This is a genomic window from Pseudomonas sp. TH06, from assembly GCF_016651305.1.
Lineage (GTDB): Bacteria > Pseudomonadota > Gammaproteobacteria > Pseudomonadales > Pseudomonadaceae > Aquipseudomonas.
Genome location: NZ_JAEKEC010000001.1, coordinates 1 through 14,340 on the forward strand (window position 1 = coordinate 1; position 14,340 = coordinate 14,340).

20 protein-coding genes and 1 pseudogene are annotated in these 14,340 nt (G+C 61.6%); all 21 read right to left on the minus strand.

Going from position 1 to position 14,340, the window contains the following annotated elements:
- Positions 1-596: pseudogene (locus JFT86_RS00005) on the minus strand (hypothetical protein); the annotation flags it as partial.
- Entirely contained in the window at positions 569-1,273 is a 705-nt protein-coding gene (locus JFT86_RS00010) for a hypothetical protein (protein ID WP_201233990.1), read from the minus strand. The pseudogene JFT86_RS00005 and the gene JFT86_RS00010, both read right to left, overlap by 28 nt.
- Complete coding sequence (locus JFT86_RS00015) at positions 1,270-1,824, minus strand: DNA-binding protein (protein WP_201233991.1); 555 nt, start codon at positions 1,822-1,824, stop codon at positions 1,270-1,272. Before JFT86_RS00015 ends, JFT86_RS00010 begins: the two co-directional genes overlap by 4 nt.
- Positions 1,821-2,744 (minus strand): hypothetical protein, encoded by a 924-nt coding sequence (locus tag JFT86_RS00020; RefSeq protein WP_201234945.1) that lies wholly within the window; start codon positions 2,742-2,744, stop codon positions 1,821-1,823. The genes JFT86_RS00015 and JFT86_RS00020 overlap by 4 nt, the downstream gene beginning before the upstream one ends.
- Positions 2,741-3,448: a hypothetical protein gene (locus JFT86_RS00025; protein ID WP_201234946.1), complete on the minus strand. Its 708-nt coding sequence runs from the start codon at positions 3,446-3,448 to the stop codon at positions 2,741-2,743. Before JFT86_RS00025 ends, JFT86_RS00020 begins: the two co-directional genes overlap by 4 nt.
- A gap of 8 nt (positions 3,449-3,456) precedes the next feature.
- A complete protein-coding gene (locus JFT86_RS00030) occupies positions 3,457-5,154 on the minus strand; it encodes a phage tail protein (RefSeq protein ID WP_201234947.1) in 1,698 nt (565 codons plus the stop codon).
- A gap of 9 nt (positions 5,155-5,163) precedes the next feature.
- A complete protein-coding gene (locus JFT86_RS00035; RefSeq protein ID WP_201234948.1) occupies positions 5,164-5,688 on the minus strand; it encodes a phage tail protein in 525 nt (174 codons plus the stop codon).
- Positions 5,685-6,860 (minus strand): baseplate J/gp47 family protein, encoded by a 1,176-nt coding sequence (locus tag JFT86_RS00040; RefSeq protein WP_201234949.1) that lies wholly within the window; start codon positions 6,858-6,860, stop codon positions 5,685-5,687. Before JFT86_RS00040 ends, JFT86_RS00035 begins: the two co-directional genes overlap by 4 nt.
- Complete coding sequence (locus tag JFT86_RS00045; RefSeq protein WP_201234950.1) at positions 6,857-7,174, minus strand: DUF2590 family protein; 318 nt, start codon at positions 7,172-7,174, stop codon at positions 6,857-6,859. Before JFT86_RS00045 ends, JFT86_RS00040 begins: the two co-directional genes overlap by 4 nt.
- The gene (locus JFT86_RS00050) at positions 7,171-9,156 is read right to left on the minus strand and encodes a phage tail tape measure protein (RefSeq protein ID WP_201234951.1); all 1,986 of its coding nucleotides are present in this window, start codon (positions 9,154-9,156) and stop codon (positions 7,171-7,173) included. Before JFT86_RS00050 ends, JFT86_RS00045 begins: the two co-directional genes overlap by 4 nt.
- Before the next feature lie 5 nt (positions 9,157-9,161).
- A complete protein-coding gene (locus JFT86_RS00055) occupies positions 9,162-9,314 on the minus strand; it encodes a hypothetical protein (protein ID WP_158277045.1) in 153 nt (50 codons plus the stop codon).
- A gap of 11 nt (positions 9,315-9,325) precedes the next feature.
- Positions 9,326-9,619 (minus strand): putative phage tail assembly chaperone, encoded by a 294-nt coding sequence (locus JFT86_RS00060; protein ID WP_128615523.1) that lies wholly within the window; start codon positions 9,617-9,619, stop codon positions 9,326-9,328.
- Positions 9,616-10,125, minus strand: a complete 510-nt coding sequence (locus tag JFT86_RS00065; protein WP_201234952.1) for a lysis system i-spanin subunit Rz — start codon at positions 10,123-10,125, stop codon at positions 9,616-9,618. Before JFT86_RS00065 ends, JFT86_RS00060 begins: the two co-directional genes overlap by 4 nt.
- Positions 10,122-10,649 carry a lysozyme gene (locus JFT86_RS00070; protein ID WP_201234953.1) on the minus strand — a complete coding sequence of 176 codons (528 nt, stop codon included), beginning with the start codon at positions 10,647-10,649 and terminating at the stop codon, positions 10,122-10,124. Before JFT86_RS00070 ends, JFT86_RS00065 begins: the two co-directional genes overlap by 4 nt.
- Entirely contained in the window at positions 10,646-10,942 is a 297-nt protein-coding gene (locus JFT86_RS00075) for a hypothetical protein (protein WP_128615521.1), read from the minus strand. The genes JFT86_RS00070 and JFT86_RS00075 overlap by 4 nt, the downstream gene beginning before the upstream one ends.
- Positions 10,942-11,151, minus strand: coding sequence for a TraR/DksA family transcriptional regulator (locus JFT86_RS00080; RefSeq protein WP_116256721.1), 210 nt, complete (start codon positions 11,149-11,151; stop codon positions 10,942-10,944). Before JFT86_RS00080 ends, JFT86_RS00075 begins: the two co-directional genes overlap by 1 nt.
- Positions 11,151-11,600, minus strand: coding sequence for a phage protein (locus JFT86_RS00085; RefSeq protein ID WP_201234000.1), 450 nt, complete (start codon positions 11,598-11,600; stop codon positions 11,151-11,153). The genes JFT86_RS00080 and JFT86_RS00085 overlap by 1 nt, the downstream gene beginning before the upstream one ends.
- Before the next feature lie 6 nt (positions 11,601-11,606).
- On the minus strand, positions 11,607-12,722 hold the full coding sequence (locus tag JFT86_RS00090; protein WP_201234954.1) for a DUF2586 domain-containing protein: 1,116 nt from the start codon (positions 12,720-12,722) through the stop codon (positions 11,607-11,609).
- A gap of 11 nt (positions 12,723-12,733) precedes the next feature.
- Positions 12,734-13,414 carry a virion morphogenesis protein gene (locus JFT86_RS00095; protein ID WP_201234955.1) on the minus strand — a complete coding sequence of 227 codons (681 nt, stop codon included), beginning with the start codon at positions 13,412-13,414 and terminating at the stop codon, positions 12,734-12,736.
- Positions 13,404-13,853, minus strand: a complete 450-nt coding sequence (locus JFT86_RS00100) for a phage tail protein (RefSeq protein WP_201234956.1) — start codon at positions 13,851-13,853, stop codon at positions 13,404-13,406. The genes JFT86_RS00095 and JFT86_RS00100 overlap by 11 nt, the downstream gene beginning before the upstream one ends.
- The gene (locus JFT86_RS00105) at positions 13,850-14,314 is read right to left on the minus strand and encodes a head completion/stabilization protein (protein ID WP_201234957.1); all 465 of its coding nucleotides are present in this window, start codon (positions 14,312-14,314) and stop codon (positions 13,850-13,852) included. The genes JFT86_RS00100 and JFT86_RS00105 overlap by 4 nt, the downstream gene beginning before the upstream one ends.
- Positions 14,315-14,340: the final 26 nt, after the last annotated feature.

Consider the following 14,340-nt stretch of genomic DNA (forward strand, 5'->3'; position numbering starts at 1 on the left):
AGCTTGAGCGCGCCCAGCGCCTCGATCTTTTTCACACCACCCACCGTCTCGGTCGAGTGGTCATCGATCGTCTGCGTGTGGCTCTGGAACTGCTCGCGGTTGTCCAGGGCTTCCACTTCACGCTCAATCGCCTGATCACGGATCTTTCCATCGGTCTGGCGTAGCCAGTTGCCGTCAGCGTCGACGCGTTGCTGGGCGGCCTCGCTGTGCTGCCATACCTGATCACCTTTAGGCACCTTCGGCATGCTCAGCCCATGCGGCAAGATCGATTGGATGTAGGGCTTGTTTGGCAGGCCGTATGCAAAGCACACCACGACCCGCGTGCCCTCCTCCGGAAAGGCGTAAATGCCCATTTCCTCGCCACCGGTGGGCAGCGGCAAAGGGACGCCGGTGAGCGCCGGCATGGCTGGATCCGGTTCGTCATCCGAGCCGAGTACGACGATGTCCACGGCGTAGCGCGGGCGGAAGTCGTCGCACAGTCCGGCGTCCGCCGGCGCGTCGGCCACGGCGACCACCCGTGCAAATCGGGGCAGGTGATAGCCACCGGTGAGTTCGGGGAATTGGCGCTCTACAGCGCGGCGGATTGCGTCGTCCATCGGATGGCCATCTGGTCATTGGTGAGCGCCACCGTGGTGACGCGCTCGCCGTTGTTGATCGTTGCACCTGGTCGCAACCCCGGAAGGGCCGCGACCATCGCGCTCTGGTTGCCCTGGTAGCCGTCGAACAGCTCCGTGGGAATCTGCAGCGGCGCACGTGCGCCGAAAAAACTGTCGGCCCAACTGCCGGCGAACACTTCCCCGTTGCCCAGTTGGTGCCAGGTGAAGTCGGGAATGCTGAATACCCGGGCGAGACTGTCCATAGCCTGGTAACCGGCGGCGAGGCTGTAGAAGTACGGCGTCTTCACGCTTGCGTATGGTTGATCCGGAACGCGGAAGCGCAGCCCGGTCTGTTCGCTGACCTGGGCCAGCACGGCGCGCAGATCCACATGACGCAGGTTCAACGGCAGCGGGTTGGCCAGCACGGCGGCCAGCTCACGACAGAACAGCACCTGTTCGACCGCGTTGGCGGCCGTGCAGCGCTCGACGTAGCCGATAAAGTGCCGTTGCAGCGTGCCCTCGTTGTAGCCGATATCCAGCGTCACCAGCCCTTTCAGCGGCGCAGAGGATTGAACGGTGAAGTTCGCCCGGCCGGGGCTGGTAGCGTCCAGCCTGACGTCCTCCTTGATGAGAGCGATCGGGGCGCCGTTGATGGAAAGTATCTTGTGCAGCTTCACGTCGGCTCACTCCCGCCCAGCCACTTATCCACACGTCCCAGCACCTTTTCAAAGCCGCTCAGCGCGGGGTTGTCGCTGGTCCCTTCACCGTTGCCGGCACCGCCGTCACCGACCGGGCTACCCGGGGCGCCTTGAGCGTCTACCTTGTTGCCGGCGCGCCGGCCTTCGACTTTCTCCGGGTTCGATTCGCGCTCGCTTAGCGTGAATTGCACAAGCCAGGCTTTCAGGGTGTCCGCTTCCCGGGCGCTGACGCCGTCGGAGAATTCCACCTGACGCACGCCGAAGGCTTCCGCCGTGTCGTTCACGATCCGGTACAGGTGCAATTGCCCGCCGCTGGCCGTGGTTTCAGCCATGCGCATCAGATCTGTCAGTTGGGTTTTATCCACAAAGGGAATCATCAGCGAGACGGCCAGCGTCTTGGGCTTAAAGCCCTTGTGGGCCTTGTCGGTGTTGCTGGTCTGGCCGGACATGTCGCCGCTCTCGATGCGTAGATTGGCCGTGACCTTGACGTTCTTGCCTTGGACTTTTTGCCCGTCGAGTAGCAGCGTCATAGGCCCACCAGCTCCAGGACAAAACTCAGCCCTTCTTTGCTGCCGACCAACAACAGGCCGGCGCACTGAATCCATTCGTGGCCCGGGGCGTCGCCGGCCAACAGTTCGCGGCGCAATTCGCCAGCGGTGCCCGGGCCGATCATCCGCGCGCGCATGCTGACGTCAGGGTTTCCTCCAGCCAGTAGCTTTTTCAGGTCAGCCAATTGCTTATCCCGTCCCTGCTGCTGGGCACTCTTGCGCGCTGCCAGCGCTGCAAGATCGGCCAACGGCGAGCTGTCGGCCGCGTAGCCCTCCAGCACCGCCAGTTGGCCGGCCATGGACTGTTTGGCAGCTTTGACCACTGTGCAACGTTCCAGCGGCAAACCCTGCCAGCGCGGCAGCGGCCCGGCGCCGGGGATCTCCCACTTTTCGCTTTCAAGCTTCAGCAGGTGTTGCGCCCGGCGCTCGGTGCGCACCAGGTCAGGAATCGGCAGCAGTGCATTGAATCGCGCCAAGCCGCTGGCCAACTGTTCCAGGCGCGTGCCCAGGAACAGGATCGACAGCGCGTATTGCGGCCCGGTCGGGCGCCCGCTGTCGCTGGCGTCTTCCAGTTTCTTGGCGAGATGCTCCAGCGCGTTGGGCGCTGACAGAAAGCGCTGATAGCCCGCACCTTGGCCAACGCCGCTTTGAAACGGTGTCACAACCAGACACGCCGGCACCTGGCCCAACTGCTCGGCCAGCGCTGCGCGTCCGGCCTCGATCGCGCCTCTTGCGGCATCACCGACCGGCCCCGGGCTGGTATTGGCCAACCCGCTCAGTCCGGCCAGGCGCTGGGCGGTGCTGGCCAGCTCTCTACCGGCCAGATCCTTGGCCGCTGACAGCTCGCCCATCCATTGCGTGGCCTGCTCTGGCCAGCGCATCGTTACCGGCGTCCAGGTCATGCCGGCGGCGTCCAGGTGATGGCTTTCATTGCTTTGAGGTTTTTGTCTTTCTGCGCCTTTGCCACAGCCTGGCGTAGTGTCTCGGCGTGCTGCTGCGCGGCTTGTCGGAAGCGCACCAGGTCAAGGCTGACTTTCTGCAACTGGGCGATGGTATGCGGCCGGAAGGCCAGCACCTGGTCGGCGTCATAACACGGGTAAACGTCATCTAGGCCCAGCAGCACCTGGCCGTTTAAATTCACCTGGTCGTCGATCGCGCTGCTGTAGTGGTATGGCTCGCCCAAAGCGCTGGAACTGAACCCGCCGGCAATGTAGGCCGTGCAGTCGGATGCGATCGCCTGCAGTTTCTTGTCACGCAGAGCAGCCAGCACGGCTTCAATGTCGTCGATCCATTGGCCATCCCTCCAGATCTGGTTCGGCCCGGGCTTTTGCATGGTGTAGCCGGACGGCACGGGTTCGAAGCCTTTCAACGTCAGCGGCTCGCCCGTCTCGGTGCTGTACACCACAACGCCACTGAAGTAATCCACAAGCTGCCAGGCTTTGCCGTTCCACCACGCGGCTTTATGTTCCGGAACCGCTGGTGGTGCGATCTCCACGCAGCCACCGGGGATCAGATACACGCCCTCTTCCAGCGGTGATTCCTCAGCTTTCACGGCACCAATAAAGATGCCGAGATAGTCGGTCTGATAAACGATTTTGTCCGTCATGCTCGATCTCAATACTTGATGCAAAAAAGAAGGGCCAAGTTTTTAGGCCGGGTTTCGGTACCGCCGTTGGCGGCAACGGTCACGGCGTGGGTGTGCGCACCGCCGCCACTTACACCAACGTTGTGCGCATGCTGGCCAGCGGCACCGATGCCGACGTTGTGTGCGTGGTTGCCCTGGTAGTCGGTTCGCATCGGTCGCCCGTCGGCATTCTTCCCGCCGCCGATTTCAAGTTCCGTCCAGACACTGCCGCCTGCCGGATAACCCACATTGACGCCAGCACCGTTGTCGACGGTTCGGAACCCGTGGTCATGGTTGCCTTGGGCATCAGTCCAGGCGCTGTGGACGTGGTTGCCTTGCGCATCTGTCCAAGCGGTGTGCAAGTGATCACCCACTGCAGCGGCCGAGGCTGTGTGAGCGTGCAAGTGCAACGCCATGTCCTGAAACGATCCGAACCCCCGACCGGGATCCACACCACGCCCATCGTCCCAACCTCGCGGAAACAAACCGCGCATGTCAGGCAAATTGAACGTGGTTGAACCGTCGCCGGCCCCGTAGTGCGTACCAAGCCAAGCGAAAAGTTGCGCGTACGTAGTCCGGGAAACCGCCGCACCGTTGCACTTCAGCCAACCCGCCGGCGCCCAGGACATGGAGAACGCCGCCACCATGCCGGTCATCGAATCGCCGACTTGCTTCTGCAGTTTGTTCAGCGCGGCGGTCGTCGCCAAAATCTCGCTACTGTTGGTGGTTGGGTCGTCGCTCTTTGCGTTGGGCAGGTTGCCGAGTCCGACGTCCTCTTTGGTCGTCGCCCGGGCGCGCAGATTCGCGTAATCACCCTCACGCGCAGCGAAGTGTTGAACGAGTGGCCCAGCGATTGGCTCGGGCTGACGCTCGTCCCAGAACGCGGTCGGGGACGTGTAATGGGCGATCGGAACGCAGTAATGGCGCACGCCGGCGGCGTCGGTGTAGTCGGCCTGTTCGCCATAGACGACTTTCCACGTCGCTACCCGATCGTTCAACTGCCGTTCCAGGCAGACGTCGAGTGAGATTTTTCCAGCAGGAATAACGCCGGTGAACGGCAAAGGCTTCGCCAGCAAAACGCGGATGCCTTCAATGTAGGCAGTACCCGCGCCCAACTGAAACCCGTTTTCGCTCTTGCCGAATGCCAGCGAGTTACCGAAAAAGAACGCACGCCCATAGAGGTTGCGATTGCTCAGCCGCTCACGCTCATCGATGCCGGCAAGACGCACGGTAAAGTCATGCTGCCAGGTGCTGGCGTCAATCGTGATGCCCGTCAGTTGCATGGCGCCGTCATAGGCCACCAGAAAGTTTCGGGTAACGTTGTTGCCGATCTGCTGCGGTGGGATGTTCCTGCGCTTCTGTTGCAGCGGTACGTAGGACACGGCAAACAGCAGGCCGTCCGCGTCCTCAAGGCCGACCCAGTTAAAGTCCCAGTCGCCGATATCCGAACCCAACTGGGCGCTGTACACGACCTGGTTGGGATTCACGAAACCGGCGTTTTCTTTGGGGATGTCGTAGACGTGGACAATCTGCTCCGCCGGCGGTTTACCGGCAGCGCGGTCGACCGGGGTTTCAGGGTTCAGGTCGGGCACGTTGGCGAAGATAAACCGCGTGATGGTCAGCGGCTTTTGTTGACCTTGTTTCAGGGCGATTTGGCTTTCGCCGGCCAAAGTAATACTGGCGCTCACGGTGCGCTCCTACAGGCTGGCAACCAGCGTTTGCTGGTCGTTGTTGAAGTCGATCAGGGCGATTTGCAGCCCCACGGGAGTGATGGTCACGAAGTCGTATCGCCGGCAGGTGCGGCCGTATTGCTGGATCAGCACGCGCAACAGTTCAGGGTTCAGTGACAGCTGGGCGTTGCTGAACTTGAGCAGCACGACGTCCCAATCCCGGTCGGGCTGGCGCTCCTCGATCTCCACATAGCCCACGCCAAGGCGCTCGAAAATGCGCTTCATTCCGGCCGTGCTGCCGGCATCCACGGAATTGATAAAGGCGTATTTCACCCGCAGCCGGAACAAGGCTTCCGGTTCGCCTTGAAAGCGTGTCACGTCGCGCTGCCAGGCCCACAGTTCAAGAATGCTCATGTGGCAGGTGTCGGGATCGATCTGCGAGTAAGGCCAGCGCAGCCAACCGGTGACGGTTTCCCACCACGCCTGTGCAGCACTGACCAGCTTTGCAAGCTCACTACCCTCGAGCCAGAACGGCAATTTGATCTTGATCACTGAATCACCACCGTAAGGTTCTCCAGGCGGGGAATGGACAGACCATTCACCGCATCCACCATCGGCGTGATTTTCACGGCTTCAATGTTTGGGAACTGTTCATGCAGTTCCGTGCAAAGGCGACTTTTGCTGAATCGCGCTTGTGGATAGGTCAGCGTGGGCTGGTAGTCGCGGGGAGTGCTTTCGCGAAAGGCCGCACGCACAAAAAACTCCACCTCCTGCTTCAGTGTGGCTTTCTGCTCTGGCGTCTGATTCGGGAACGGCCAGACGTTCACGACCATGCTGGAGAGAGTTTCCGGCATGACCATGGCCAGCAGATCATCGCCGTGGCCGTGGTTGCCCTGGTCGCGGATATGCGCGTTGATCTTTTCCAGGTAACTGGCCGCCGGCACACCCGCGTCAAACAGCACATAGGCGTTTGCACTGCCCGGCCCACGCGGTGCGCCGTGTTCGAAATAGACGCCGTCCGGACGTACGCCCGGGAAAGCCGAGATCATGGCGCGATACACCGCGTCGGTGTGCCACTGGTTCACCGCCGAGAACTGATTGCGCACACGCAAACGCAGCTGGTCGTTCGGTTCCGGATCCGCACCTGGTGATTCCAGCCAACCGTCCTTGTTCACCACCTGGACAATGCCGGGGATAGGCACCGGCAAGATCGCGTAGTAACCCGGGGCGAGGTTGAAGCCACTGCCGGACTCGATCGCCTCCACCGGCACTTCCAGCTGCAGCTGGCCTGCCGCGAATGTCGCCGGCGCCGTGGTGATCAGTTTGTAGACGTTGCCGTTGATGGCCGCCGACTGCACCACAATGCCTTTTTCCAGCTCCAGCACGCCGTCCGGCACGGCTCGGGTAAACAGCAATTTGCCTTGGGCTTTTGTCGCGCCCTTACGCTCGACGTTGACCGCCCAGGCGAGCATGTCCAGCCAGGCGTCCACCGCTGTTTTCACAAAGAAGTTCGGCCGCACTGACAGACACAGAAAGTCCAATAGCCACAACACCGGTTTGGTCACCAGCGCGGTCATCACCCGCCAGAACGGCGAATAACTGCTGGTGTTGGCCACCTTCGCGCCTTGGGCTTCGACCTCCTTTTCCCACGCTGCCTTCAAACCGGCCTCGGTGGTCGGGATGCCGGCGTCGGCGATCACCTTTTTAAAATCGACCTGGCTCACAGACTTACCTCAATCGAACCGAATTTCAGGGTTTTCGCAGTGACCAGGTAAACGCCCGGATCCTGCTGGGTGATGCGTGCCGTACCGGGCACCAGGCGTTGATCGTTCTCGACCAGCAGTTCCAGTTGCTGGATGCAGTCACGCTGCCGCAGCCGATCGCGCTCAGCGACCAGCGTCACCAACAACCCGCTGTCACGGATCATGTGGGCGATGTCCTGGGCGATGCAGGCGCGGTCATCGATGAGCAAAGGTTGATGCGACGGATCCAGTGCCAGGTCGTTGTCGACGATCAACAGATCTATGTATTCGCTCATCCGCCGACCGCCATGGCGACCATGTTTTCCATCTCCAACGGGGTCATCGCCTTGCCCGTGTGAATGTTCACGTTTTCCACATGCGTGCCCTTGCTCTGGCTGCTGTTGTTGTTCTGGATGCTGGTCAGCAAGCCACCGGGCGGCACCGCTGAAGGGCGCGCCGGCGAAAGGCTGGGGATTGCCGCGTTGATGGTCTGCTGGGCTTTCTGCGCGGCGTTGGCGGTGTCAGCGGCATTGGTCGCGGCATCGACGCCGGGCACTTCAGGCATGCCGCCGAAACGCGCTTCGATGTTCACGCCCGGGATGCTGTTCAGCAGCTCGATCACGCCGTTTACGGCCTTGGTGAAAATACCGACGATGCTGTCCCATGCGGCCTTGGCCATGCCTGACCAACCGCCCATTGAGTTAAACCAGTCGGACAGCTTCTGGAGCTTGTCGGCGACGAACTGGAACGCGGCCGTGTTCATCAGGGCAGACGTCCATTCGTCCCAGTAGTGAACCGCCGCGACAATGGCGGCCACCAGGGCGAGAACACCGACCACAATCCACACCATCGGGTTGGCCAGCAGCGCCGCGTTGACCAGCCAGATCGCGCCCTGCCACAGCAGCATGGCGCCACGCACCAGGGCAAGGCCGGCGCTGAGCGTGTAGATCACGGCCATATAAGCCAGGATCGCCAGTTTCTGCAGTACGAAGCCGGCGACCGTGCGCAGGTTGAGCAACTGGACAACCTTCCACACCGACACCAGACCCAGCCAGGTCATCCGTGCAACGCCGACCACGACGGTCAACAACGACATGGCGCCGACGATCGCCATGATGGTCAGTGCGGTGATGCCGATCACCCGGGTGATGTTGGGAAACAGCTGCGACCAACGCACCAGGGTTTTGCCGATGTCCACCATCTTGTTCATGAACGGCGTCAGCACCGGGATCAGCACCTGGCCAAACACCACGCGCATGACCTCGACCAGGGACGCCCACTGTTGCCACGGATCGACCATCGCCCGGGCCATCTGCTCGGCATTTTCGAGACCGCGCACCTTGCCCAGCTGCTCGATGCCGTTGCGCAGCCGATCGGTATCCTTGGCCAATGCACCGATTATCTGGGCGCCTTCCCCGCCGAACGCTTCGACCAGTTTGGCCCCGGCCGACGCGGTGGTCAGATCGCCGAACTTGCCCTGCAGCTTGTCCAGGATGGTCATCATCGGCAGGACTTTGCCCTGCTGATCGGTGAACTGCATGCCGAGCTTTTCAGAAGCGGCGCCGATGTTCTCGAAAAACGCTTTGTAGCGCCCGCCGGCGTCGCCGCCTTCCATGGTGCTGCTCAGCGTGCCGATCACCGCCATCTGTTCGGCGAGATCGACGCCCGATGTGGTGGCGATCGCGCCGGCCTCCTTGAAGGCGTCTTTCATCGCCGCGCCACTCGTGCGAAACAGCTGCACGGCCAGCGCGGTTTGCCCACCGAGTTTTTCCACCCACGCGCCCTTCCCCATCGCATCCGCTTGGGACTTCTGCAGGTTGTAGAGCGTGCCGACGTATTCACCCATGGTTTCGGCGTCGGACTTGGTGGCCTTTGCCAGCAAGTTACTGGTGTTGGTGAACGTGGCGAGTTGGTTGCCGGCAAGTCCCTTAATGGCGCCCTCGATCAGGTAAGCCGAGGCCACAAAATCCTTGGCGTTCTCGCCATAGCTGACGGCGAACTGCAGCGACCTGGCATTGAGCGCAGACAACGCATCCTCGGCCACGCCCAGCGATCGGACGTCGCCCAAGGCGCGATTGACCTCCAGCGCCGGTTCCATGGACTCACGAATCCCGACCACAGCCGCCGTCACGCCGGCCATGCCCAGGCCGATCGTCTTGATGTGCTGTTCGCTCTGATCCGCAAGCTCGGAAAAACCCATTTTCACCTTGCCCAGGGGCGCGGTGACCTTGTCGGTCAGGCTCAGGATGAAAGCCAGGCTGGCGCTACGGTCTGCCAATGTCGTTACCCGTTCAGCGCAAGGGCGATGCCGTTAGCCACGGCAAACTCCATGCGTTTCCAGTATTCGTCCTCCAGCCACTTGGCCGTCCCCATCGCCTCGGGCGTGGGTTCGGCACCAGGTAGCCAGCGGCTCGTCAGGGCCATGAGCTGGCCCAAGCCGTTTTCGCTTAAGCGCTCAGCGTGCTCGTGCGCTTTTTTACGATCACCTCGACGTTCGGCGCGTACTCCTCAAGCAGCGCGCCGGCGAGCTGCATCACCATCACGGGATTGCCCAGCAACGGTTTCAGCGTGGCCTTTTCCTCTTGCTTGACGGTGGTCATCAGCAGGTTGTTGCCCGGGGCGACCTTGTTGGTCTGGGTCAGGGCATTGAAGTATTTGGTCACGTCAGCCGGGGTCAGGCTGAACGTGAATTCCGCTTCGCCGACCTCCAGGGTGATTTCGGTGTTGTTCTGTTGGCTCATGGTGTTGGTCTCTTGTTGAGGTTGGAAAAAGTGGTGTCCTGGTGCGCCTGCGATCGCAGGCACACGCCACGGACGTATTGCTGCAGTCCAAGGATCATTTGCCGGCTTAACGCGAGCTGATCTCGGAGGGTGAAATAATCCGGTCTAGCGTCTGCTGCGAGTTCGGCGCGTCTTGCATCAGCCACGCGGGCGGTGCCGGCGGCGGCGGGACAGATGGCGCGGACATGCAGCCGGCCAGTGCCATCGCCAACAGAGCGGCGCAGGCGCTTGTTTTCAGTGAGTGCATCGGTCAATTCCTTGGTGTTTCGTTGGTCGATCGCATCCCGCTCAGCGAGCATTTCGCCGCTGATTCGGGCCGCTTCACGCAGGCCGTTCGCTTCCCATTGCGCGCTGTCGCGTTCGCGCCTGGCGTCGTCGCGCTGATCGGTTACCCGATCAAAAGCCACCCACAGCAGCAAGGCGAGCAGCAGCACGAAAGGCGCCAAACGCAACGGGGAAAGACTCATTTCAGGCACAGCTCCATTTCAGCCAGCCGGCGGTTGTGTAGGCCTTGAACGAAGCGCTTGCGGCCCTGCGCGTCTGTCACATATGCCCATACCGGCGTCTTGCCGTCCGGTGCCCAGGCCAACGCCCTGCAGCCATCAGCGATGCGGCCGGCATTGATCAACGCCACCGCCCGACTGGCGCAAGTGCTGGGCACACCCACGTTGTGGCCATGGCTGGTCAGAGCGTCGAAGGTGTTCTGGCCCACCTTCGGGTTGGTGATGCAGTCGGCGAGCTGCAGCTGGGTTTTGCGGATCACCAGCTGCTCCACCTCCGCGCAACGCTCAGGCGACCAGTAATCACCGACCACCACCGGGAACGGGCTGGTATGTCGAGTAATGCCCTTGCAGACGCTGGGCAGTCCGCCGGCCAACTTGTCGGCATAGACGGTGTTCTGGCCGTTGCCCTCCCAAGTGCCCAGGAAGATCACCAACGGAGCGCTGGCCAGCGCAATCAGACCGGCCTGAATCCTTCCGCGCAGGCTCATGGAAACCACACCCGCAGCAGTGCCGGCACAACCATCTGCAGCACAGAAGCGACCACCGTAAGAATGGTCAGCAAGCGCCCGACCTTCGCGCCGATGTCGTTTACCGCGACCGTCAGGGTCTGCTGGCCAGCGTTCAGTTCCGACAGTTGACCGGCCATGTGTTCGAACCCCTGTTCCAACTTGGTCACGCGGGTAGGCACCGTTTCGTGGCGGTCTTCCAACTCGCTCAGCCGGTGTTCGAACACCGCGAATCTCTGCTCCAGCGTTCCGAGGCGTACGGTTTCAGTCGTCATCAGCGTTTACTCTGCTCAAAGCCCGTCTGGCACGGGACGCATCGCGTTTTACCGCCCAGCGCACGGCGTGCCGGCGGGATCTCTTTGTCGCAGTCCTCGCAATGGGTCAGGCTTGGCCCGACCGGCACAGGCGTCAGTAGCTGGGCCTTGATCGCCTGGTCACGTTGGCGTTGCTCCAGCTCCTGGGCGCGGTCGAACCAGTCCACCATTAACGGATCCCCTCGATCTCGGCCGCAGCCAGGTAGGGAACGCCGTTGATGTGGATAAAGTCCGGACTGGTGACGTCGAACGGCACCTTGTGTTTGGTCTTCTCGCCACCCTTCGGGTCGATCGACAACAGGCTGGAGATCTTCACCTTGCAGCCGAATGCCTCCACACGCAGTTCGTCTTCACCGGCCTTGGCGAAGAACACCGCATCGAACGGTTTCAACTCGCGATAGCTGCCCGCCGATCGCGCCGCGTCGATCAGCAACTCAAAGTTGGAGCTATCCAGCTCCAGTTCGCCGGCAGCGGCCACGTCGCCGTCGACGTAACCGTCAGGCACGCCCCGGGTTTGGGCCACGGCCGAGTTATCGGTGATGTCCAGGGTGCAGCTTTCGACGTGCAGCGCGATATCGCCCAGGCTCACGTCGAAGTTCTTGCCGCCAATCTTTGCCATGGGGCGTTACTCCGCTTTGTCAGTGGAAAGATCCAGGGCAATGTTCGCCGTGAGGTCTTTCGGGCAGTTGAGGGGTTTGAGCTTGATGTAGGCCGCGACTTTGGTTTTGCTCTGCCACTCCAGCACCAGGTCGCCGTCTTTCGGCGGCTCGATGTCACCGGGAAACACCTCGCCGTTGAACTTGATGGACTTCGCCATGGCTCGCAGTGGCGCCATCAATTGGTTGGTATTCACCGCCATGCTGTTGGGCGTGTTGTTCAAGCGACGATCAGCGACACGGCGGATCAGCAGCGGACGGATCAGGCGAGCGGCCTTATCGGTGATGCGCAGGTATTCCACGACCTGAAAGTCACTACCGGGGGTGTCCAGCATGTTGCAGTCACCCCAGTACACACCCGGATAGTCGGGGTAGGTCTGGGTGACAGAAAACCGCGCCCGATCCAGTTCACTGCGTACAGCGGACGGCAGCGGAATCAGCTCGCTATCAATAGGCACGTCGCCAAGCCCCAACACCGGGCCGGTGGCCACGCGCATCGGGCTATCAGCAATGCTCACAGCCGAGTTGGCCAAGCGGCCAGCCAGCACGCCCAAGTCATTACCGTGCAGTTGCGGTACCGGCGAAACGCGCGGCGCTGCCAGACCTGCTACCAACGCTTTTTGCTCGGTGAGGTACTGCGCCCAGGTCTGGTCGACGGCGATGCCGGCACTGCTCGCCAGAAAGAAAACCCGGCGGCCGTAGGTGTTGTTCAGGGCAACGGCCGCGTCATGCATGGCCGACAGTTCCTCACCCTTTGTCACGGGCTTGGTGACAATTACCCCTTCCACCGACACCCCTTGTTGCTGGGTTTTCTGCAGTGCGGTTGCCCAATCGCCTTCGGGGCCGATCGGCGCCGCCATGCAGGCCCAGCGCTGGCCACCGTTCAAGCGAGCGGCGGTAATCTGGGTTTTCAGGTCGCTCGCCGGGATGCCCAGGGCCGCGTCCAGATCGCTGTCGGTGTTCAGCGGGATAACCTGGCCGACGTTTTTGGCGGCGGGGCCGATGAAAAGAAAGTAACGCTCAACCTCTGTCACGGCACCCTGGCCTAGATTGAGGTTGTCGACGGTGACTTGACCGAGTGCCATGTAGTGCCTCGTTAACGGGGTGAAGTTAGGATTTGTTGAAAGACCTGGTTAACCAGCTCGCGGGTTTCATTGCCGGTTGCCACGCCGAGGAACTGACGTTTTGGCAGGGTGATGTCCCAGCTTTGCGCGCCAGATGTCTCGGTTTTCTCATCGTTCAGAATGCGGATCAGCAGACCGGCCTTGGCGTAGTTCACATGCTGTTGAATCCACGCAACCGAAGGCCGGGCCGGCGCCTTTTTGCCCTTCTGGCGGACACGAAAACCCAGACGGCGCAGGCGTTTCGCTTGTTTATCAGTGCAGGCGATGCCCGGCGGGACGGTGTTCCAGCGACGCATCTGCGCAGCAGTACGCCGCTCGGTCGCGCCGTTGTGTTGCTGTGTGGCGACCCAGCGAGTCAGTGCGTTTTTCCAACCCAGTTCCGCTTCATCCGCACTGACCCGCGTGACTTGCAGCAGCTTGGCCAGCCCCGCTTCCATCTTTTTCTTGCCCTTGGCGGATCCCTTGCGTTCAGCGAACGGCGAGCCGTCGACGTTTTGCTGGGCGCGCTGACGCTTGCGGCTCATCGAGCGCACGCGCTTGGTCACGTTGTTCAGCAGACGACGGCGCAGCACCGGCGGCAACTCCAGCAGCGCCAGTTGAGCGTCGACGTTGAGTAGTCCCCTGACATCGAGGTCGCACGGATTAGCGCTCACCGGTGGCCACCTCGCCGTTCTCGGCAACCCACAGGTCAAACGGGACAAACGCCCAAGTCTTGCCGAAGGCGTCGATCTCGCCGGCTGGGTCCTCGGCCAGATACTGCGGCTCGACAAATTCCAGCGTGATTTCCACGTCGAATAGATCGTTGTCGAGCGCTTCGACGGCGAATTCCGGCGCCGGCAATTCGTACCGGTCGCGGTCGGTGTCGTGGTTCTCCAGCCAACTACCCACCAGGGCCATCAGGCGCGCCGGGTGGTCGGCAAATCGTTCCAGGATGATCGCGGCGCGATAATGCATATCGCCCAGGTGCATGCCGTCGACGTCGGGTTTCCAGATCAGCGAGAGCTTCACCTGCTCGGTGAAACTGTCGAGCTGTTCAGGCTGGACCAGGCGGCGCTCCAGGAGGTACGCGGTCAGCCCTTGCAACTTGATCACAGCAGCACCGCCGTTACGCGGCTGCGGCCTTGCAGCGACCGAACGGCCTGCTGGCTGAACTCGAGGTACGTTTCTTTGCGCTCGGGGGCTTCCTTGCCCAGGTTCTCGGCACTTTCACGACGAATCACCGAAGCAAACTCCGGCAATAAACTGGCCTTGGCGCGGCAATACACAGCGCGCTTGTACGTCTCTGCTTGAAAGGTGCGCTCCGGAAGGACGGTGGTGTCTGCAGACTCAACGCGTAACACTCCAGCGTCTTGCCATCGCGCTTTTAACTTCGCCAGGTCACGATTTACGTCTGTCATGGCGGTAGTCAGGTTGATGACCAGCATTTCGACCAGGTACTCTGCCGGCAACCGATAACCTTTCTGAAACTCGGACACGGAGAGGTTCGGCCAGAAGCCGTCATTCTCAATCGCCTGTTCCACAAAGGTGGTGGGTTTGCCGGAAAAGCTGCTCATTGCTGGCCACTCAAATAGGGCGGGAA